Origin of the sequence: Acinetobacter sp., assembly GCF_045628685.1 — a bacterium.
In the GTDB taxonomy this organism is placed as follows: domain Bacteria; phylum Pseudomonadota; class Gammaproteobacteria; order Pseudomonadales; family Moraxellaceae; genus Acinetobacter.
Window position 1 is genome coordinate 1 of record NZ_JAZQPV010000095.1, and the last position, 15936, is coordinate 15936.

At 50.4% G+C, this 15936-nt stretch carries 26 protein-coding genes; 24 read left to right on the forward strand and 2 right to left on the reverse strand.

Features of this window, described 5'->3' with window-relative positions:
• Positions 1-909: hypothetical protein (locus ACKI4H_RS12425; RefSeq protein WP_407306186.1), on the forward strand; the 909-nt coding region annotated here is incomplete at its 5' end.
• Here ACKI4H_RS12425 and ACKI4H_RS12430 read toward each other — a convergent pair.
• Positions 906-1358 (reverse strand): hypothetical protein, encoded by a 453-nt coding sequence (locus ACKI4H_RS12430; RefSeq protein WP_407306188.1) that lies wholly within the window; start codon positions 1356-1358, stop codon positions 906-908. The two genes, ACKI4H_RS12425 and ACKI4H_RS12430, sit on opposite strands and share 4 nt — an antisense overlap.
• Before the next feature lie 231 nt (positions 1359-1589).
• Here ACKI4H_RS12430 and ACKI4H_RS12435 point away from each other — a divergent pair, with 231 nt between their 5' ends.
• From ACKI4H_RS12435 to ACKI4H_RS12510, 16 genes are all read left to right on the forward strand, one after another.
• Positions 1590-1955: a hypothetical protein gene (locus tag ACKI4H_RS12435; RefSeq protein ID WP_407306190.1), complete on the forward strand. Its 366-nt coding sequence runs from the start codon at positions 1590-1592 to the stop codon at positions 1953-1955.
• An 80-nt stretch (positions 1956-2035) separates the two neighbouring features.
• Complete coding sequence (locus ACKI4H_RS12440) at positions 2036-2338, forward strand: hypothetical protein (RefSeq protein WP_407306191.1); 303 nt, start codon at positions 2036-2038, stop codon at positions 2336-2338.
• A gap of 109 nt (positions 2339-2447) precedes the next feature.
• Positions 2448-3002 (forward strand): hypothetical protein, encoded by a 555-nt coding sequence (locus ACKI4H_RS12445; protein WP_407306193.1) that lies wholly within the window; start codon positions 2448-2450, stop codon positions 3000-3002.
• Between the two features lie 78 nt (positions 3003-3080).
• Positions 3081-3656 carry a hypothetical protein gene (locus ACKI4H_RS12450; protein WP_407306195.1) on the forward strand — a complete coding sequence of 192 codons (576 nt, stop codon included), beginning with the start codon at positions 3081-3083 and terminating at the stop codon, positions 3654-3656.
• 120 nt (positions 3657-3776) lie between these two features.
• The gene (locus tag ACKI4H_RS12455; protein WP_407306197.1) at positions 3777-4085 is read left to right on the forward strand and encodes a hypothetical protein; all 309 of its coding nucleotides are present in this window, start codon (positions 3777-3779) and stop codon (positions 4083-4085) included.
• Between the two features lie 2 nt (positions 4086-4087).
• Positions 4088-4387 carry a hypothetical protein gene (locus tag ACKI4H_RS12460; protein ID WP_407306199.1) on the forward strand — a complete coding sequence of 100 codons (300 nt, stop codon included), beginning with the start codon at positions 4088-4090 and terminating at the stop codon, positions 4385-4387.
• Between the two features lie 36 nt (positions 4388-4423).
• Positions 4424-4687: a hypothetical protein gene (locus ACKI4H_RS12465; protein WP_407306201.1), complete on the forward strand. Its 264-nt coding sequence runs from the start codon at positions 4424-4426 to the stop codon at positions 4685-4687.
• A gap of 72 nt (positions 4688-4759) precedes the next feature.
• Positions 4760-6127: a hypothetical protein gene (locus tag ACKI4H_RS12470; protein WP_407306203.1), complete on the forward strand. Its 1368-nt coding sequence runs from the start codon at positions 4760-4762 to the stop codon at positions 6125-6127.
• Between the two features lie 114 nt (positions 6128-6241).
• Positions 6242-6439 carry a hypothetical protein gene (locus tag ACKI4H_RS12475; RefSeq protein WP_407306205.1) on the forward strand — a complete coding sequence of 66 codons (198 nt, stop codon included), beginning with the start codon at positions 6242-6244 and terminating at the stop codon, positions 6437-6439.
• On the forward strand, positions 6436-6783 hold the full coding sequence (locus ACKI4H_RS12480; protein ID WP_407306207.1) for a hypothetical protein: 348 nt from the start codon (positions 6436-6438) through the stop codon (positions 6781-6783). The genes ACKI4H_RS12475 and ACKI4H_RS12480 overlap by 4 nt, the downstream gene beginning before the upstream one ends.
• A gap of 248 nt (positions 6784-7031) precedes the next feature.
• The gene (locus ACKI4H_RS12485) at positions 7032-7889 is read left to right on the forward strand and encodes a metallophosphoesterase (RefSeq protein ID WP_407306209.1); all 858 of its coding nucleotides are present in this window, start codon (positions 7032-7034) and stop codon (positions 7887-7889) included.
• Positions 7886-8308, forward strand: a complete 423-nt coding sequence (locus ACKI4H_RS12490) for a hypothetical protein (RefSeq protein WP_407306211.1) — start codon at positions 7886-7888, stop codon at positions 8306-8308. Before ACKI4H_RS12485 ends, ACKI4H_RS12490 begins: the two co-directional genes overlap by 4 nt.
• Positions 8309-8473: 165 nt before the next feature.
• Complete coding sequence (locus ACKI4H_RS12495; protein WP_407306213.1) at positions 8474-8614, forward strand: hypothetical protein; 141 nt, start codon at positions 8474-8476, stop codon at positions 8612-8614.
• Between the two features lie 134 nt (positions 8615-8748).
• Positions 8749-9288: an HNH endonuclease gene (locus tag ACKI4H_RS12500; RefSeq protein WP_407306215.1), complete on the forward strand. Its 540-nt coding sequence runs from the start codon at positions 8749-8751 to the stop codon at positions 9286-9288.
• A 98-nt stretch (positions 9289-9386) separates the two neighbouring features.
• Positions 9387-9605: a hypothetical protein gene (locus ACKI4H_RS12505; protein ID WP_407306217.1), complete on the forward strand. Its 219-nt coding sequence runs from the start codon at positions 9387-9389 to the stop codon at positions 9603-9605.
• 132 nt (positions 9606-9737) lie between these two features.
• The gene (locus tag ACKI4H_RS12510; protein ID WP_407306219.1) at positions 9738-11147 is read left to right on the forward strand and encodes an RNA ligase family protein; all 1410 of its coding nucleotides are present in this window, start codon (positions 9738-9740) and stop codon (positions 11145-11147) included.
• Here ACKI4H_RS12510 and ACKI4H_RS12515 read toward each other — a convergent pair.
• Complete coding sequence (locus ACKI4H_RS12515) at positions 11119-11853, reverse strand: NUMOD3 domain-containing DNA-binding protein (RefSeq protein WP_407306221.1); 735 nt, start codon at positions 11851-11853, stop codon at positions 11119-11121. The genes ACKI4H_RS12510 and ACKI4H_RS12515 overlap by 29 nt on opposite strands.
• Before the next feature lie 168 nt (positions 11854-12021).
• Between ACKI4H_RS12515 and ACKI4H_RS12520 the strand changes: the two genes are divergently transcribed.
• The 7 genes from ACKI4H_RS12520 to ACKI4H_RS12550 form a co-directional block, all read left to right on the forward strand.
• Positions 12022-12282, forward strand: a complete 261-nt coding sequence (locus tag ACKI4H_RS12520) for a hypothetical protein (protein ID WP_407306222.1) — start codon at positions 12022-12024, stop codon at positions 12280-12282.
• Positions 12279-12485, forward strand: a complete 207-nt coding sequence (locus ACKI4H_RS12525; RefSeq protein ID WP_407306224.1) for a hypothetical protein — start codon at positions 12279-12281, stop codon at positions 12483-12485. Before ACKI4H_RS12520 ends, ACKI4H_RS12525 begins: the two co-directional genes overlap by 4 nt.
• On the forward strand, positions 12482-12823 hold the full coding sequence (locus tag ACKI4H_RS12530) for a hypothetical protein (protein ID WP_407306226.1): 342 nt from the start codon (positions 12482-12484) through the stop codon (positions 12821-12823). Before ACKI4H_RS12525 ends, ACKI4H_RS12530 begins: the two co-directional genes overlap by 4 nt.
• Complete coding sequence (locus tag ACKI4H_RS12535; RefSeq protein WP_407306228.1) at positions 12824-13927, forward strand: hypothetical protein; 1104 nt, start codon at positions 12824-12826, stop codon at positions 13925-13927.
• Between the two features lie 70 nt (positions 13928-13997).
• Positions 13998-14561, forward strand: coding sequence for a hypothetical protein (locus tag ACKI4H_RS12540; protein WP_407306230.1), 564 nt, complete (start codon positions 13998-14000; stop codon positions 14559-14561).
• Between the two features lie 21 nt (positions 14562-14582).
• Complete coding sequence (locus ACKI4H_RS12545; protein WP_407306231.1) at positions 14583-15260, forward strand: hypothetical protein; 678 nt, start codon at positions 14583-14585, stop codon at positions 15258-15260.
• 12 nt (positions 15261-15272) lie between these two features.
• Positions 15273-15936: hypothetical protein (locus ACKI4H_RS12550; RefSeq protein WP_407306233.1), on the forward strand; the 664-nt coding region annotated here is incomplete at its 3' end.

Genomic DNA, 15936 nt, shown 5'->3' on the forward strand with positions numbered 1-15936 from the left:
CTTGTCTTCCTAAGACCGCTTGGCCTCCGACTTAAGAAAGAATCAATGCCTGAGAATGGCGTCGAGACTGAGTTCTTCCCGGTTCAGACCTTCGTTCGTGACTTCGTCGCAGGGCAAACTTACGCAGTTGAGATCGCTCACGCATACCTGAGCTACGGGCCACCTGCACATGGTATCCTCTACACGTCCGAGAAGCCGATCTACGACTTCGTAAAGGAGCTCGTTGACAACTTCGGGAACGCCGAGGTTTACTCGATGGTTGGCTTCGCGATGAAGCAAACCTTCGACTACGTGAAGAGGGGTGAACGCCTTAATGCAGCGAAGGCCGTACTAGCCGTTGTCGATAAAGTCGTGAAACCATTCGCTGGCTTTGCGCCTGGTTCGATCCCTGAACCACGACTTGACACGATCCTCGGCGAAGCAACCGTGCTCGAACATCTCGTGAAAGCTACTGGCCTCGAGACCGAGGTGCTGATGGGTGGTAACAAGCCCCAGAATAGCCTGAAGTTGAACGGTCGCAACTACATGGAGTCGACCACTCTAGCACACTTCCACGAGCAGGTCGTCAAAATGGTGAAGCAATTCGGTGATCGATCGAATGCTGCAGCCGAAAAAGAAGTGGACTACAAGTCGCTGTCGCACGCAGTACGGGTGTATGAGCAGGCGATCGAGCTCCTCGAGACGGGTAAGATCACGTTCCCTCGGCCGAACGCTGACTACCTGCGTAAAGTCAAGCAAGGCGAGGTGCCACTGGACGACGTGAAGCTGAAGCTGTCGATGCTGGATGAAAGCGTACAGCAAATGATCGAAGTTTCGACCATGCGGAAGAGAACTCCAGAACTGGAGAAAGCAGCGGAAGATTGGCTGACAGAAAAGTTGATGGATCTGTACAAATTGAATGAAGCTTAATCGCGGCTGATTGGGGTTGGAGCTGTTCGCTTCAACTTCACTTCTACTCCTGCTGGAATCATGCTCACGCGGCGCCTCTTAATCTTAGGAGGCGCCGCGATTTCGTATCTAAAATCATTTCCAATCAGACGCGTAACATGCGCAAGCTCAAAGTTCTTGTAAATGCGATTGGTTAAGTGTGCTAACCCCAATCTAGAGAACTCAAATGACAGTGGATACCTATACGATCCCCGATAAAACCAACACGTAGCTATGCTAATCAGTTGCCTTAAGTTAATTCCTTCTTGTTGTGCAAAGTCGAGAACATAGGCGCCAATTCCATCTTCTGTAATATTGTCAACAATGACAAGGTACGTTTCATTTCTAAACTCTAGTACCGATAGGAAAAAATAATTTCCTTGCTCCTCTGCTCTCTCAACTACCAGCTGTGGGATTTTTCTTTTTGACATGATTGCTCCTTAAACTTGATCCTATATTTACCGCTAAGCGGGTACAGGTTGACTACTAAGAAATTTCTTTAAAAAATTAGTGAACCTGTATGACGCGCATCATATAGCAATTCGCTTATAAGCATATAATTTAATTACACCAACCGAAACTAAAAAGGAAATATCGAAAGAGTTCCAGAAGTTAACGACCGGTGTAAAGAAATTTCCCTTAAGTACATAAAGGAGTTCATCATGGCAACCCCGATCAAGGCAGGTTCGAAATCCCCAACTAAACGCAATGGCGATAAAGAGACCCCGAAGGCGAGTCTGCCGAAGGGCGCGTCCGCTAAGCCGGCGGAGCCGGCTCCGGAAAAACAAACGCCGAAGTACGTAGCGCAACAGGCTAACCGCAAGCGCTTCGCCTTCGGCCCGGTTTGGAACGCCAACGTGCTGGAAGGCAAAGTGAAGGACAAGATTAAACTGGTTGCGCAGGCCGATGCAATGGGCCTTGGAACCACGAAGGACCTGGCGAACAAGGAACTGAAGGAACTGATCGAAATGGTCGCGGCGGCACTGCGCGATGCCGAAGAACAGACCAACCAAGGCGCTCATCACTAAGCAACACGCCAGTTCATAGTCGCTTAGTTTAGCGAAGTTACCTACAGGTAACTTCGCTAGTTCTGTTTTAAGGGGTTATCATGTCAATGAGACAAGCAGAAACTGGAATTAAAACCGTATACTACATAGAAGGAAAGAAACCTAAAATCATTCACTCAAAGAACGCAAACCGTGCAGTGCAGCTGTGCGTTGCGCACATGCAGATCAATCACTATGGTTCAAGGTTTGCTGAGGTATGGGACGCTGAAACTGGAGAACTTCATGCCTCAATCAAACGGAGTATTCATGGAAACCTAACAATCCACCTTGCACGTGATGCGAGGAAGTATGAAACGAAGTACGCTATAGGCTATCTTTTAGGTGTAGATGTTAGACAGAACTGACGAACCCTTACGGTGATTTAATCATGCAAATAGTGAAAAAGTTGTGTACATTCAGCGTCGGTTGGAATATAATACATCTATACCAACCAATACTGAAGGAAATTTTAAAATGGCTACCAAAATCGAAACCGCAGCAAAAACCACCGCAGCCAAAGCAAAGACCATCAACGAAAACAAGGAAAATGAAATGACCAACACCGCGACCGCAGCAACCAAAGCCGAAATCGATCAAGCCAACGCCGCAACCGTCATCACCGACGACGCCAACACCGGCGCCACGGCTCAAACCGCGACCGTCGAACCGGCCGCACCGAAAGCCCTGCCGAAATACCTGATCCAGCGCGAAAAACGTCAGCGCTACAGCTTCGGCAACACCTGGCTGAACGCGGTTCTCGCCGGCGTGGTCAGCGACAAGGACAAACTGGTCGCCCACGGTGTTCACGTCAAAGCCGGTACTGAAGCAGAACTGGCTGCCCTCGACATGGAAGCCCTGCTGAAGCGCGTGCAAGACGCGATCTACGCTGAAGTCTACGTCTCGCCGGCCGATCAGCCGCAAGTTGATCCGAAAGCTGAAGGCGATACCGAAGCAGAAACCCTGGTCAAAGATGCAACGGCAGCAACTACCGAAGAAACCCAGCCGCAAGCTGAGGCGGTAACTGCCTAAGGACGACAAGAAGAAGGTCAGTACGCCAGATCGATCAACTATCGACGCGTACCGACCGCCTTAACCAAGGGGAATGAGATGAGCGAACAGAACAAAGCAGGCTGCGAGCGAGAAGATGGTTTGCTGAACATCCACTCGGAAGACACGACTTGCGAAGTGTGCCACTTTCTCGCACCCATCCCCGAGCAGGCATCGGGTGTTGAAGGGCTAGCCGAGGAACTTGAGCGTATTGCGCAGTCGTGGGATGGCTGCGAATACGACGCCCCCGGCGAAATACTCGACATCGGGGCTAGTTTGCGCAGAGAGTTTTCGTCTCTCACCACTCAATCAGCGAAGCAAGGCGCACAGGTGCCGAAGGTGATTCGAGAAGCCATTGAGGCCGCATTCGAGGAGCACGGTGATTGGCGCTACAAGATAGCAGCCGCCGTCCGTGCTATTGGCGAGGTTGTTCCGGCACAGGCGTCAGTCGAGCAAGCTACCGGAGCGAAGCAAGGCGCACAGCCAGACCTGCACGATGGCTATCTGAGCAGCATCATGACGCATGGTCCCGATGGATCGAGAGTCGTTCTCCATTACGATAGATCGTCCCAGGCTGAAGCTGCACACGCGGCGTTGTGCAGCTTCATCGACGCGGCACTGTCTCCAGACAAATGACCGACGAGTACAAGGAGTAAGCAGACCTCTCCAGGCATTTAGAAATTTGCAATAACAGTGTACAATTTTCCAGGTTAGTGTATAATAATCATATACCAACCAATACTGAAGGAAATCAAAATGAACCCAACCATCAAGTCGATCATGGCCCAAATCGAAACCCTGCCTTTCGAAGATCGCCGGATGTTGAACAAGCTGTTGGTTGCACATCTGAATGCCGAACAGAAAGTCAGCGCTGCTGAGAACGCCATGAAGTTCCGCATCAACGACATGGTCAAGTTCGATGCAGGTCCTCGCAAGGGCGGTATCGTCACCATCCAGATCACGGGCTTCTCCCGTGACCTCTCCTCGATCAAAGGTATTCAAGTCGGCGGTGCTCGCGCCGGCACCAACTGGACTGTCTTTGCAAACCTCTGCGAAAAGGCATAATCATGATCAAGAAGTTTGTGATGAAAGCCCTGGGAATTAAGACGCCGGAGCAACGCCTTGAAGACGTTCTTAAAATTCACCGTGAAAACGTCGTGAAGTTGAAGCGCTTCGACGAGCTGATCATGAAGCTTGCAGCTCGATACCACGATCTGCCGGAGGGGGACTTTAAAGAAAACGTCGCAAAGCACATCGAGTACGCGGCGGCGCGGCGACAAACCCTTATCGATTCGCACAAAGAGAACGCGTACCTGGTCTCGTGTGCTGAAGCGACGCTTAACGCTAAAAGCGGTGCATTTATGTAAACCCAGTCGTCTATCACCTAACCTACTGTAAAAATCATGAGACCACACATCATTGAAGCAGCAAAGCACATCGCCTACGACAATGGCGCCATCAATCGTCTCACAACCGAAGAACAAGTCATCAACCAGATGTTGGCGACGCTCAGCGTGTACACACCTGAGGAACTAGATGACGTCGAGAACACTCTGGCCCACCTGAGCGATCAAGACCTTATTATGTTGTGCATTGGCGAACACGGCATGATCCTCACCACTGAACTGGTGGAATCGGTTCTCGAGACGTTGTTTGACAACATGTAATCTCTGCAAATGAGTGTACACTCTAAGGTCTATGTGGTATAATAACCTTACAAGATCAACTTTGGAGTGAATATGAATTTCGTGGATGTCCTCAAGGAATGCCAAGACGCAAACGGCGCCGGCTCGAAGAAGGTGATTCAAGGTGCCCTTGTAAAGCTTGACGAAAATGGTCGTCGTCTGATGCGGTACGCAATGGACCCGTACAAGGTGTTCGGCGTCAAGAAGTTTGATCGCCCGAAACACTACGCGGATACTGACGGCGACCTCGATCGCTTCTTTATCGCATGCGATGCCCTCGCTGCTCGTGAAATCACTGGTGATGAAGCTCGGCGCACTGTGACTTCGATCCTTAGCGACTTCACCAAAGAAACTGCTTCTTTTCTTGAGCGAGTCCTCGACAAAGACCCTCGTGCCGGCTTCTCGGCAGATACCTTCAACAAGGTCTGGCCGAAGGATCGTATCCCAACCTTTGAGGTGATGCTTGCTGACAAGTGCGAGGACGCCGAAGAGTTCGAGCAATACATCACCTTTCCCTGCCAGGCCGACTTCAAGTACGATGGTCAACGCACGATCGCGATCGTGAAGGAAAGCCAGCCGGTGGAATACCGCGCACGCAGTGGTAAGGAATCTGAACACCTCAACGGCCTGTTCGATGATGAACTCCTTGCAATTCGCGCATCAATCGGCTACGACTTCATCATGGACGGCGAAGCCTTCGCCTCGAACTTTACCGAGACCATCAACGCTAAGAAGTCCGGCAACGACGCAGCAAAAGGCAACATGAAGCTGCGCGCCTTCTTCATGATGCCGCTGAACGAGTGGATCGCGCAGAAGACCGACATCACGATGAAGCAGAACCGCGAGGTTCTCGCGGACCTGTTGACCGACACCAAGAAGGTCATCCTCTCGGAAGGCCGCATCGTGACCGACTACAAGGACATGATGGAGTACTGCAACCACGTCATCGACGTGCACAATCAAGAAGGCCTGATCCTGAAGCAGCTCGATGCAGTCTACACCTGGGACCGCTCGATGGCATGGTGCAAGGTCAAACGCTTCTATCCAGCCGATGCACGCATCCTCGGCTTCTACTACGGTCGGCCGAAGTCACGCCTGGAAAAGACGATCGGCGGCGCCATCGTCGCTGGCTGGACCGAGGACAAAGTGTTCTTCGTGACGGCGGTCGGTTCGGGCTTCCGTGACAAACCGAGCGACGACTCGCCGATGCCGCTGCGTCATGAAATCCTGGCCGACCTGCGGAGCTTCGTCGGCAAGACGGCTGTGCTCTCCTTCCAGGAGGTCTCGACTAGCAAGTCGAAGGCGATCGCCTCGCTTCGCTTCCCAACTATCACAGACATCCGCGACGACAAGATCGTGGAAATTCCCGATGACATCGACCTGGAGTTTATCTTCAAGGGTCGTAACATGATTCCCATGTAAACCACCGCCTCCGAAGGGAAAGAGCCCCGCCGTAGGCGGGGCTCTGTTCGTATGAAAAAACCTCTCATAACTTACTTCATTAGTTTGCCCCACGCGCTAGCAATCATTAAGAAGATGAGCATTAAGAAGCACCGTGCCGCTGGTTATTCCTTTGTGGTAGAGGAAGTTCCAAACCAAGAACAGGTATGGAGGAACCCAGGTAAAAAGTTCTACGCTGACTATGCATCAAACACAGTAATCTTCAAGATGAACATCTTCTATGAAAAGCCAAAGCCGGCTGAAAAACCCACCAAGCGTAAAGGCAAAACATGAATCGCGCCAAGTACAATGACATGATCCGACAAGCCTCATATAAGATAATGAGGGCCCTTTCTGTTTTTGACGGGCTTGACCCGCAGCTCAAGGCACATGCAGAACAAGAGATTCAAGCTCGCGTACAGCGAATGAGGATAGGTGACAGAGGGATAATTGAGGGCGCTGGCCTTATAAGGGAATATGTTGAACCAGCACCTGAACCAGCACCTGAACCAGCACCTGAACCAGCACCTGAACCAGCACCTGAACCTGAACCAGCACCTGAACCAGCACCTGAACCAGCACCTGAACCAGCACCTGAACCAGCACCTGAAGAAAGTGTAGTAGGGGATAAGACTTAAACCGCAGACCCCATAAATACTCTTGAAATGTTCAAGGGAGGTGGAATGTGAAGTTATATGATTTCTCTGTTTATGCCGAAAGGCGTAACGCGATTCGCAAAGAAGATGCTGCTGCACAGGCAGTCATAGAAGTCATAAGTCACATTGAAAATCCAGGTGCTATTGTTGAACTTAAACATAAGGTGAACGGGTGGTTTGCTTTGCACCAGGAGGTGTCAAAGCGATACTCCTGAATAATGAGATAAGATATGAAACCAAAATACATTCGCGTGGCGAGCGATCTGCATTTGGAAGGGTTGGCAGGTCAACGTGAAGAGTTCCTCGCCTTGACCGTTCTTCCAGCTGATCCACGAGATGCAGAAAGCGTCCTAGTTCTGGCAGGTGACATCAGTTCCAAACCTGAGCAGCTGATTGCCTTCCTTGGGTTCCTCAAGGACCGCTTCCTCAAGATCATCTACATCCCTGGTAACCATGAATGGTATGGTCATGAAATGGCAAAGTGGACCATGGATATGATGGCGGCCCTTGGTGGTTACTTCGAAGGTGAAGGAGTAATCGAGTTCTCAGGCTGCGGCGTTGGGTGCATTGAGCTAGAAGGGGTGCGCTTCATCTTTACCACTCTATGGGCTGATGGCGGAAAAACTCTAGCTGATCACGCGAACGTAAGCCGCTACTTGAATGACTTCCGCGTCATCAAGCTAGGTGATAAGAAATTCACCGTTGGTGACATGAAGGTTCTACACAGGGCACAGAAGGAAAAGCTTGTCGAGTTCCTCAAGCTTCCATTTGAGGGCAAGACTGTTGTAGCTACGCACCACTTGCCGTCATACCGCCTCTGTCACCCGCGTTTTGGCGGCGATGCAAATGGCGGCTTTGCATCGAATTGCGATCCGATCCTAGTAGGCGACGCTGCTCCACATCTGTGGATACACGGTCATACTCATGACACCATCGACACCACGCTGTGGAAAACCCGTATCGTCTGTAACCCAATGGGCTATCACACTGAGTGGGGCAGCGTCCACACCGTTTATGGCCCCAAGTTCATCACCATTGAGACGATGGAAGAGCTCGAGCCCGTTCGACCGGCGGCATTTGAACCGTGACGAATGTAATCGATATCTCCTCGCGCTTTAAGAAAACTCCAGAGGCACCAACTCTGGAGTTTCTTGCTTTGCGGTGCGTGGATGAGATCAGCGAGAACTGGGAAAGGTTCGCGAAGAACAATCGGCTCAATGATTATTTCATCTCATCTGTCCCAGTTTGGGCCTTACCGAAAGTCAATTACCTTTCAGACTTGAATGCGATCTCACTCATTGAGAGCAAGATAAATCTTGCACCAATTATCTATTCGCCCGGCTCATCTGCGACCTCACGTCTAGGGTGGGTAGCTGTTTTCATCATCAATGGAACACATGTTGCAACGCCTGTCATGATGTGTGAGGCCTATGCAAGATGTTTTAGCATACTACTCTTCCTTAAACTTTGCCGTGCCCTTGTTGAGAACGGCATTCAACTAAATTAACACTCAATGAACACAATTTCCCTCTATGCCATTATGCGCGATTCTGACAACAAGTTCTTCGGTGGCTTCGACCCAGCGAAAGGCGAAGCTATCATCGTCGACGACGTGATTCAAGCAAAGCTCTTCTCGAATAAGTTTGACGTCAATCTTCGACCAGATGAAAAGATGGTCGAGGTAGTAATTACATTGACGCCGGAAAATACCAAGGTCACACAGGCATTCAAGCCGCGTCGTCGCGTCGATCGTCTTGAAGGAGCTGTCCCACGTTCAGAAAGTGTTCCTGGCGCTCGTCGCTCTACTGACTGACATACAGACTCGCACGGATACAGCATTAGTTAGCAAATAGCGGCCGCCCTCGAGGCGGCTTTTTTGTGACCTACGATTGACGGTGTTCAACCTTTGTGCTTGGTGTTACAATGTGGGTATAACAACTTTTTACAATGATCATGCACATCTACTATCATGAGTTAGGTCTTACTGAAGGTTTTCAAGTTTTGGATAAAGAGAACAAGGAGGACCGCCTGATTCGGGGTCGTCGTGTTTCTGCATGTTCGGGATGGGAACTCTTCAAGAGGATGCGTGACCAACCAATCAAGTGTTGGTGCTGCAGCTGTGAGGCTGATCGTTGGATAGCAGATCAGGGACGCAACAACAAGGTGGGCTACCCTGTCGTGAACCTCTATGGGATTCGTAATGGGCAGTTGGTGCTCATGAACCGCGATCACATCATTCCTAAATCCTTGGGCGGTCTGGACATGGTGGAGAACCTTCGCCCGGCGTGCGCGGCCTGCAATACCGAACGCCAGAACGTGATCACTCCTGAGGAGCTGAAGTTCCGTCAGGATAACCCGCACCTGTGGAGCCAGAAGCGACTGGATGAGGGAATGAAGAACGCGCGCAAGCGGTTGTTACAGGCAAAGAATGAGGATGAGGTGCGCGCCATCTGGCATCCATTCAACTTGATTGACGAGGTCCTATGAGCCGCTCAAAAAAAGCAAAGTTCACCATGTGAATGATTGTTCGCCTGAACAGCTTGTGTTCCGTGGTAAGTTGGAAGGTCTTAAGGAGGCCATGGAAAATGCGGAAGCTGCGTACCATGCAGCAAAGGCTGAGTGCCTTCACACAATTGAGTACTCGTACGACACTCGCTGGGGCAGCAAGGAGTTTCCCGAAGGGCGCACATGGTGTGCTGACTGCGATGAGCACTTTGGTCACTACTGCCCAAAGTGCCCTGATCACGCGTGTCATTATTTCACAACTGACGGTCTTCACGTTAAGCTTGTTACAGGAGAAGTAGTGCAAAAAAGAATTTGGCCGGTGGACCCTGTTTGGGACGTCGTAACGGTCGAACAAGACTGCAGAGGATGGGAAACGGACGACACCTGTCTGTTCTGCGGACAACCACAGGAAAGAAAATAAGGAGAAACACATGGGTCAAACTACCAATCTGCAAGATATGTACGAAGGCATCGAGCAAGCTCAGAAGATGAATGAGAACCTCACCAAGCACGACACGATCGACACACCTGCAGAAGTCGCACAAGACCTAAAAGCACAGGCTGCGAAGATGAAGCGCGAACAGCTCATCGCAGAAGCCATGGCTGACGGCCGTAAGCTGGTAACTGTTCGCAAGATCGACGCGATCGGCGACATCCCAGGCGCCGACCTAATCAAGGTTGCAACTGTCGAGGGATGGAAGGTCGTCGTGAAAGCTGGTGAGTTCAAATCCGGTGACCTCTGTGTGTTCTTCGAGGTCGATTCGTACCTGCCACTCGACGATGAGCGTTATGCTTTCCTCGACAAGAATGCAGTCAACTGGGAAGGTATCCGCGGCGCCCGCCTCAAGACCATTCGCCTGCGCAAGCAGCTATCGCAAGGTCTAGCTTTACCTCTCGAGGTGTTCCCTGAAATCATCGATCATTTGATTGGCCTGGGCATTGGCAAGTCGGAAGTTGAAAAGATTCGTGAGATCAACTTCACTGGCGTTCTCGGCATCATGAAGTGGGACAAGCCGATAAACGCGCAACTGGCAGGCATGGCGAAGGGCAACTTCCCTTCGTTCCTCCGCAAGTCAGACCAGGAACGCTGCCAGAACATGGGCAACCAAATCTTCGGCTACGAGCCGACCTACTCGGCATTCGACACTGCCGGCATTCCGCCCGAAGCATTGCTGGCAATGTCAGATCGTGGTGAAGCACGTTACCGCACGATTGATCTGAACAGCGGACAGTGGGAACGCGTCCGTCCTGCACAAGCTAGCCGTGATACACGTTACGAAGTGACGCTGAAGATGGACGGCAGCTCGATGACCGTGTACCGTCACGGTGAAGGCGACGAGGTGCAGGAAGGTGTTTGCTCGCGCAACCTCGACCTGAAGATGGAAGGCAACGACGAGAACGCATTCGTTCAGATGGCAAATGAAGGCGTGCTGCAGGCCATGCGTGACATCGATGCCAACGACATCGCCTTGCAGGGCGAGCTCATGGGGCCTAGCGTGCAAGGTAATCAAGAACGCTTTTCTCTTATGCGTTTCTTTGTGTACAATGTCTTCGATATTAAGAAGGGAGAATTTATGAATCCTTATGATCGCCAACAGTTCATGAAACTAATGAATGATATGGCGATCAGCCTAGGAAATTTGCCGGTTGAACATGTTCCAGTTCTCCATATGAATGTAACTCTAGGAGAACTTGGAATCACCGATATGCAAAGCCTTCTAAAGTTTGCAGATGGCCCAAGCATGAATAGCTCAGTCCGCGAAGGTTTAGTGTTCAAAGCAGTAAACGGTGAACATCAGTTCAAAGCTATTTCTAACAAGTGGCTTGAGGCTGAAAAATAACCTCCCAACCAACACAATTTTGAGTTTGTTGGGTTCCTCCTGAAAAGGGCGTGATTTGTCCTTGATCAATACTTCGATACATTTTTGATCTACTCAAATCATGCTCTACGCAAAATTTAGAAAATTCTCCAGTAACATGAAAGTGAATGTTATTAGGATTAATAAATTTGTAAGATTTTGCTGAAGGATTATTTGCGCCTGTTGTTGCTTTTGATACAGAAGATGCAATCTTAAGTTTTGATTCTTTTGTGTGATTCTTATTAAAGAATGGATTAGTTTTGCCTATTTGTCTAATAGATATTGCTTTTCTTTGCTCTAGCGTTCTTTGTTTTCCTGTATTAGCTTTTGAAATTTTTAATCGTGCATCAAATGTGTGTTGTTTTTTAAACAGTGGATTTGCTGCTCCTTCAAAACATGGAAACGCAGGAGCTTCTCTTCTGTTTAGCCAAGTCTCACTTCTAGCAACGTGCATTCGTTGCAAAACCTTTACTTCCCATTCTTTTGCTTTATCTGTGTTTTTAAAAGTTCTTCGAACTTGAATAATATCTGGTTCTCCGTTCTGTAATCTAAATTCTGCAACGTCCTTTGAGCTCGTGAAATATGTGTTCCATAATGTTGTAGGATGCGCATCTTTTCCATATCGTACACCATAATAAAATTTCTTGTGCTTTGTCCAACCAATTAAGTATGTAAATGGTATTCTCATAAATCCTCCTAATTGATATTTATGGGACCAGAAATTCATAAACTTGTGTACATCCCGTGGCTTCTGTTGTATAATCTTTCTATCAACAAACCACGGGGGTTTCACATGAAATTTGTTCTCCGACACAAAGAAACGCAGCTTCTTTGCATGCTTGTACCGCTGGTCTTGATGTCGAGGAACAAGCACGAGACCTTCCCCTTTAAGACCTGGACGAAGGATGTCGAAGAAGCACATTGCATCGACATCGAAAGCACCGGTGGTCTGACTTGGCACTTGCACGACAACATGGAGTTTGTTCCAGTGATCGATGGCAAGGTCATCCCAGCTTTCGTGGGTCCAATCAAACCAAAATCTTTAAGGGAACGCCATGAAGAATACTTCAAGCACATGCAGAAAATGATGATGTTTTTGATGAGGAGCCCAGCATGAAAACACTTTATCAGCTTTGGTGGAATGGAAAGTTTCACCAGTATCTGCCCTTTGCAGTGAACGCACATCAGCGGCGAGTAATCATTCGGCGTCTTTCACGTGAAGGCTACGACATCTTCAAGTACAATGTAGATACACACGAAAAAGCTTTACATCGCGCGACAAAGAAGAAATTACCGAAACTTTCTAAGGACCTGAAATGACCAATACCGACCTGCATATCGTCTTCACCCGGGAGATGATGGTTGAGGAAAATCCTCAACTGTTCTCCCTCGACACCAAGACGTTCTCGCCTCTACCGGAAGAGCTTTCGCACTTCGGTAACGGAACCGTTCTGAAGAAAGTCGACGGCAAGTTTGTTGAGAACCCGCTCACGGATGATCAGCGTGATGTCTTCTCCACGGATAAATCCATCCGCACCGCGATGGACGAATGCATCGTGAAGTCCTGCACCGGCGGAACCAACTACGAAGTCGCATGGTTCGCCTGCGACTTCAACCCGTTCATGCAGGCCTTCACCAAATTTCATTTCGAGGTGTAAATGAACATAACACTCCTCTGGCTTCTCGCCTTACCAGTCGTCTGCGGCATCGTCGTGTGGATTCTTCAACGCGACAAGCAGGACTCCTACATCCCGGCGGGCATCTACGTCCTTACAGCGCTCGTGGTTGTCTGTTCCATTTTCTTCATCTCGAAAGGCTCGAAGACCTGGGATACAGAAATCTGGAATGGCCAGGTGGTTTCCAAGGAACGGGTCCACGACACCTACCAACGCTCGTACGAGTGCAACTGCACAACATCCACGGATTCGAAGGGCAACACGACACGAACGTGCCAGACGTGTTACGAGGATCACTACACGGTAACGTGGAACTGTAACACCACGGTTGGCGACTACCGCATTGACCACGAGGACTCAACGAGCAGAAGGGTCTACATGACGCCTGACCCTCACCGCTACACGGAGATTCAGAAGGGTGATCCCGTGGCGAAGGAGCATCGCTACACGAACTACATCCAGGCAGTCCCTAACTCGCTCTTCACGCCGGCAGCGGCAGACCTGAAGAAGAAGTTCACGAAGTTGATTCCAAAGTATCCTGACGAGGTGTATGACATTTATAAGATCAACCGCTTCATCACTCCTGGTTGGGCGCCGGCTGATGCCGCTCAGTGGAACCAAGACATCTCACTTGGGCTCCGTGAACTTGGTCCGAAGAAACAAGTGAACGTCATCATTGTCATTGCGAAGACGAGCGACTCGAACTATGAGTACGCTCTACGAGATGCATGGGAAGGTGCGAATAAAAATGACGTGGTGCTCATCATCGGCTCCACTGAGTACCCCAAGATCGACTTCGTTCGTGTCTTGAGCTGGACAAAGAATGAAACTTTCAAGGTCCAGTTACGAGATGGGGTGCTTGAGAAGGGTGTTATCGACAGGAGCATCGTCCCGATGCTGATGACACAGATAAACACGAACTTCCAGCGTCGTCAAATGGCCGAGTTCGAATACTTAGATGGTGAGATTGACCCACCAGATTGGTTGGTGTACACGCTGATCTTCCTGTCAATTGCTGGAGCAGTTGGAGTTTGGTTTTTCCTCGAGCAATCGGGCGGTAGCAGAATGAGACGCAGGTTGCGCTAAGGCCAAATTAATGTGTACAACCTATGTCAGTTAGAGTATAATGTTTCTATCAATTTAAAAGGGAATAAAAATGGCAAATTCGAACCTGATCCGCAACCTGGCAATTGCCGGGGCAATAGGCGTGGGTGTCGTGGCAACAATCGGCACCTACGTGAGCGCAGCAAACTACGGCAACCGCGCTGAGCAACAGCTCGATGCGAAGTACGACGATATGCAACAGACCCTATCCTCGGGTTACCAGCAGCTGAAGGGCGTGGCTGGTGTCACAAAGATGGCCACCCAGGATCAGATCGAACTGTTCAAGGCGGCGGTAACGGGCCGCTACGGGGCTGATGGTTCGAAGGCAGTCTTCCAGGCCATCACAGAGCACAACCCCGTCCAAGACCCCCAACTGTATCGCAAGGTGCAGCAGGTCGTCGAATCGACACAGAAGGAATTTCAGCAGGCTCAGACCGAGATGCTGGACATGAAACGCTCATACAAGACTGAGCTGGGCTCGGTATGGAAGGGCTTCTGGCTCGGCATCGCCGGCTACCCAAAGCTGGACCTGAAGAAGTATTCGATCATCTCAAATGAAGGTGCAAGCGAAGCCTTCCGCACCAAGAAGCAAGCAGCTCCGGACTTCGGTCGTTAATCCCCAACTCAAGGAGAGATCATGGGACTGTGGGACAAAGTGAAAGGTGCCATCATCGAGGATGATGGCAAAGCAGCGGTTGTGGAGGGCCCGAAAGGGTCTCCACAGGCCGCACAACAAGCACCAGATGTGAGAACAACGGCAGGTTCGGGCGTGACGTTCCAACCGTCGACGAGCCTGAATCAAGACATGGTCGACATGATTCGCAAGCAAACTTTTGGACGAAACACCGCCTTGACGGCGTTGATCGGCGCTGCAGACCAGCTAACTGACATCATCCCCGACCCGGTCATGCGACTGAAAGCTGCACAAAAAACTGCAGGTGCTGGCCGCAGCGCGAAGGAATTCGCTGACGCAGTCACGATCCACCTGAGTGATGTCGACGGTGCTGAGATGCAGTTCGGCCAGGCGCTCGAGAGCAAGATCAAGGCCGAGGTCGGCGGCCTGCAGAACCAGGCGAATGCATCAGAGCAGCAGGTAGGTGCAATGAATGCTGAAATCCAGAACCTCCAGCAGCGCATCGCCCAACTACAGCAAAGTATCGCGGAACAGTCGACCAACATGGTCAACCTCCGCACCCAGGCAGCGACGAAGGAAGCGGAACTTCGTCAAGCAGATGTCGAGTTCAAGGCAGCTGCAGCACATGTCCGCAATGAGCTGAATGGTCACAAGGCCACGATTCTCTCTACCCTCGGTTAAAGGAAAAGTAAAATGACCAACGAATTCAAACCTAAGTCGTTCTGGGAACGGCCAGAAGGAACCACTGGCATGGTTGCCCTCGCGCTGGGTGCCCTGGGACTTTACTTCTCCCTCGACTTCCTGATGAACGCCTTCACAAAGGCGATTCACGTCGTCGGCCAGGCCATCACCCTGACCATCCTCGGTGCCATCCTGTTCGGGCTCATCATGATCCTGACGAACTCGAAGTTCCAAACGTTGATCGCTTACGGCTTCAAGAGCGTGATGCGTAAGATCACCGGTGCCTTCGTTGAAATTGACCCGATCGGGATCATGAAGTCGTACATCGACGACCTCAAAGGCAAGCGGGCCACGATGGAGGAATCGATCGGCAAGCTTCGTGGCCAGATCTCGGTCTGTGAGAAGCAAGTGAATGCAAATGATGCCGAGTATGAACGTGAGATGTCCAAAGTCAAGGTGGCACGTGACAAAGGCATGACATCACAGCTCACAGTGGCGAGTCGACAGGCCGGCCGTCTCGAGAAGCTGAACAAGGAATCGCTAAAGCCGCTGCTGCTCCAGATGCAGGTCCACCTGAAGGCCCTCATGAAGTACTACGAGGTGACTGGCACCGTGATTGATGACCTGAACAACGAGGTCAAGGCGCAGGAGATGCAGCGACGAATGATACAGGAAT

Bases quoted from the DNA above. Each gene is read 5' to 3' on its own strand.
- ACKI4H_RS12435 (WP_407306190.1), top strand. From the start codon at position 1,590: ATGGCAACCCCGATCAAGGCAGGTTCGAAATCCCCAACTAAACGCAAT.
- ACKI4H_RS12515 (WP_407306221.1), bottom strand. From the start codon at position 11,853: ATGAGAATACCATTTACATACTTAATTGGTTGGACAAAGCACAAGAAA.
- ACKI4H_RS12485 (WP_407306209.1), top strand. From the start codon at position 7,032: ATGAAACCAAAATACATTCGCGTGGCGAGCGATCTGCATTTGGAAGGG.
- ACKI4H_RS12520 (WP_407306222.1), top strand. From the start codon at position 12,022: ATGTCGAGGAACAAGCACGAGACCTTCCCCTTTAAGACCTGGACGAAG.
- ACKI4H_RS12460 (WP_407306199.1), top strand. From the start codon at position 4,088: ATGATCAAGAAGTTTGTGATGAAAGCCCTGGGAATTAAGACGCCGGAG.
- ACKI4H_RS12430 (WP_407306188.1), bottom strand. From the start codon at position 1,358: ATGTCAAAAAGAAAAATCCCACAGCTGGTAGTTGAGAGAGCAGAGGAG.
- ACKI4H_RS12475 (WP_407306205.1), top strand. From the start codon at position 6,242: ATGAGCATTAAGAAGCACCGTGCCGCTGGTTATTCCTTTGTGGTAGAG.
- ACKI4H_RS12445 (WP_407306193.1), top strand. From the start codon at position 2,448: ATGGCTACCAAAATCGAAACCGCAGCAAAAACCACCGCAGCCAAAGCA.
- ACKI4H_RS12440 (WP_407306191.1), top strand. From the start codon at position 2,036: ATGTCAATGAGACAAGCAGAAACTGGAATTAAAACCGTATACTACATA.
- ACKI4H_RS12510 (WP_407306219.1), top strand. From the start codon at position 9,738: ATGGGTCAAACTACCAATCTGCAAGATATGTACGAAGGCATCGAGCAA.
- ACKI4H_RS12495 (WP_407306213.1), top strand. From the start codon at position 8,474: ATGGTCGAGGTAGTAATTACATTGACGCCGGAAAATACCAAGGTCACA.
- ACKI4H_RS12450 (WP_407306195.1), top strand. From the start codon at position 3,081: ATGAGCGAACAGAACAAAGCAGGCTGCGAGCGAGAAGATGGTTTGCTG.
- ACKI4H_RS12480 (WP_407306207.1), top strand. From the start codon at position 6,436: ATGAATCGCGCCAAGTACAATGACATGATCCGACAAGCCTCATATAAG.
- ACKI4H_RS12465 (WP_407306201.1), top strand. From the start codon at position 4,424: ATGAGACCACACATCATTGAAGCAGCAAAGCACATCGCCTACGACAAT.
- ACKI4H_RS12545 (WP_407306231.1), top strand. From the start codon at position 14,583: ATGGGACTGTGGGACAAAGTGAAAGGTGCCATCATCGAGGATGATGGC.
- ACKI4H_RS12470 (WP_407306203.1), top strand. From the start codon at position 4,760: ATGAATTTCGTGGATGTCCTCAAGGAATGCCAAGACGCAAACGGCGCC.
- ACKI4H_RS12525 (WP_407306224.1), top strand. From the start codon at position 12,279: ATGAAAACACTTTATCAGCTTTGGTGGAATGGAAAGTTTCACCAGTAT.
- ACKI4H_RS12540 (WP_407306230.1), top strand. From the start codon at position 13,998: ATGGCAAATTCGAACCTGATCCGCAACCTGGCAATTGCCGGGGCAATA.
- ACKI4H_RS12530 (WP_407306226.1), top strand. From the start codon at position 12,482: ATGACCAATACCGACCTGCATATCGTCTTCACCCGGGAGATGATGGTT.
- ACKI4H_RS12535 (WP_407306228.1), top strand. From the start codon at position 12,824: ATGAACATAACACTCCTCTGGCTTCTCGCCTTACCAGTCGTCTGCGGC.
- ACKI4H_RS12505 (WP_407306217.1), top strand. From the start codon at position 9,387: ATGCGGAAGCTGCGTACCATGCAGCAAAGGCTGAGTGCCTTCACACAA.
- ACKI4H_RS12500 (WP_407306215.1), top strand. From the start codon at position 8,749: ATGATCATGCACATCTACTATCATGAGTTAGGTCTTACTGAAGGTTTT.
- ACKI4H_RS12455 (WP_407306197.1), top strand. From the start codon at position 3,777: ATGAACCCAACCATCAAGTCGATCATGGCCCAAATCGAAACCCTGCCT.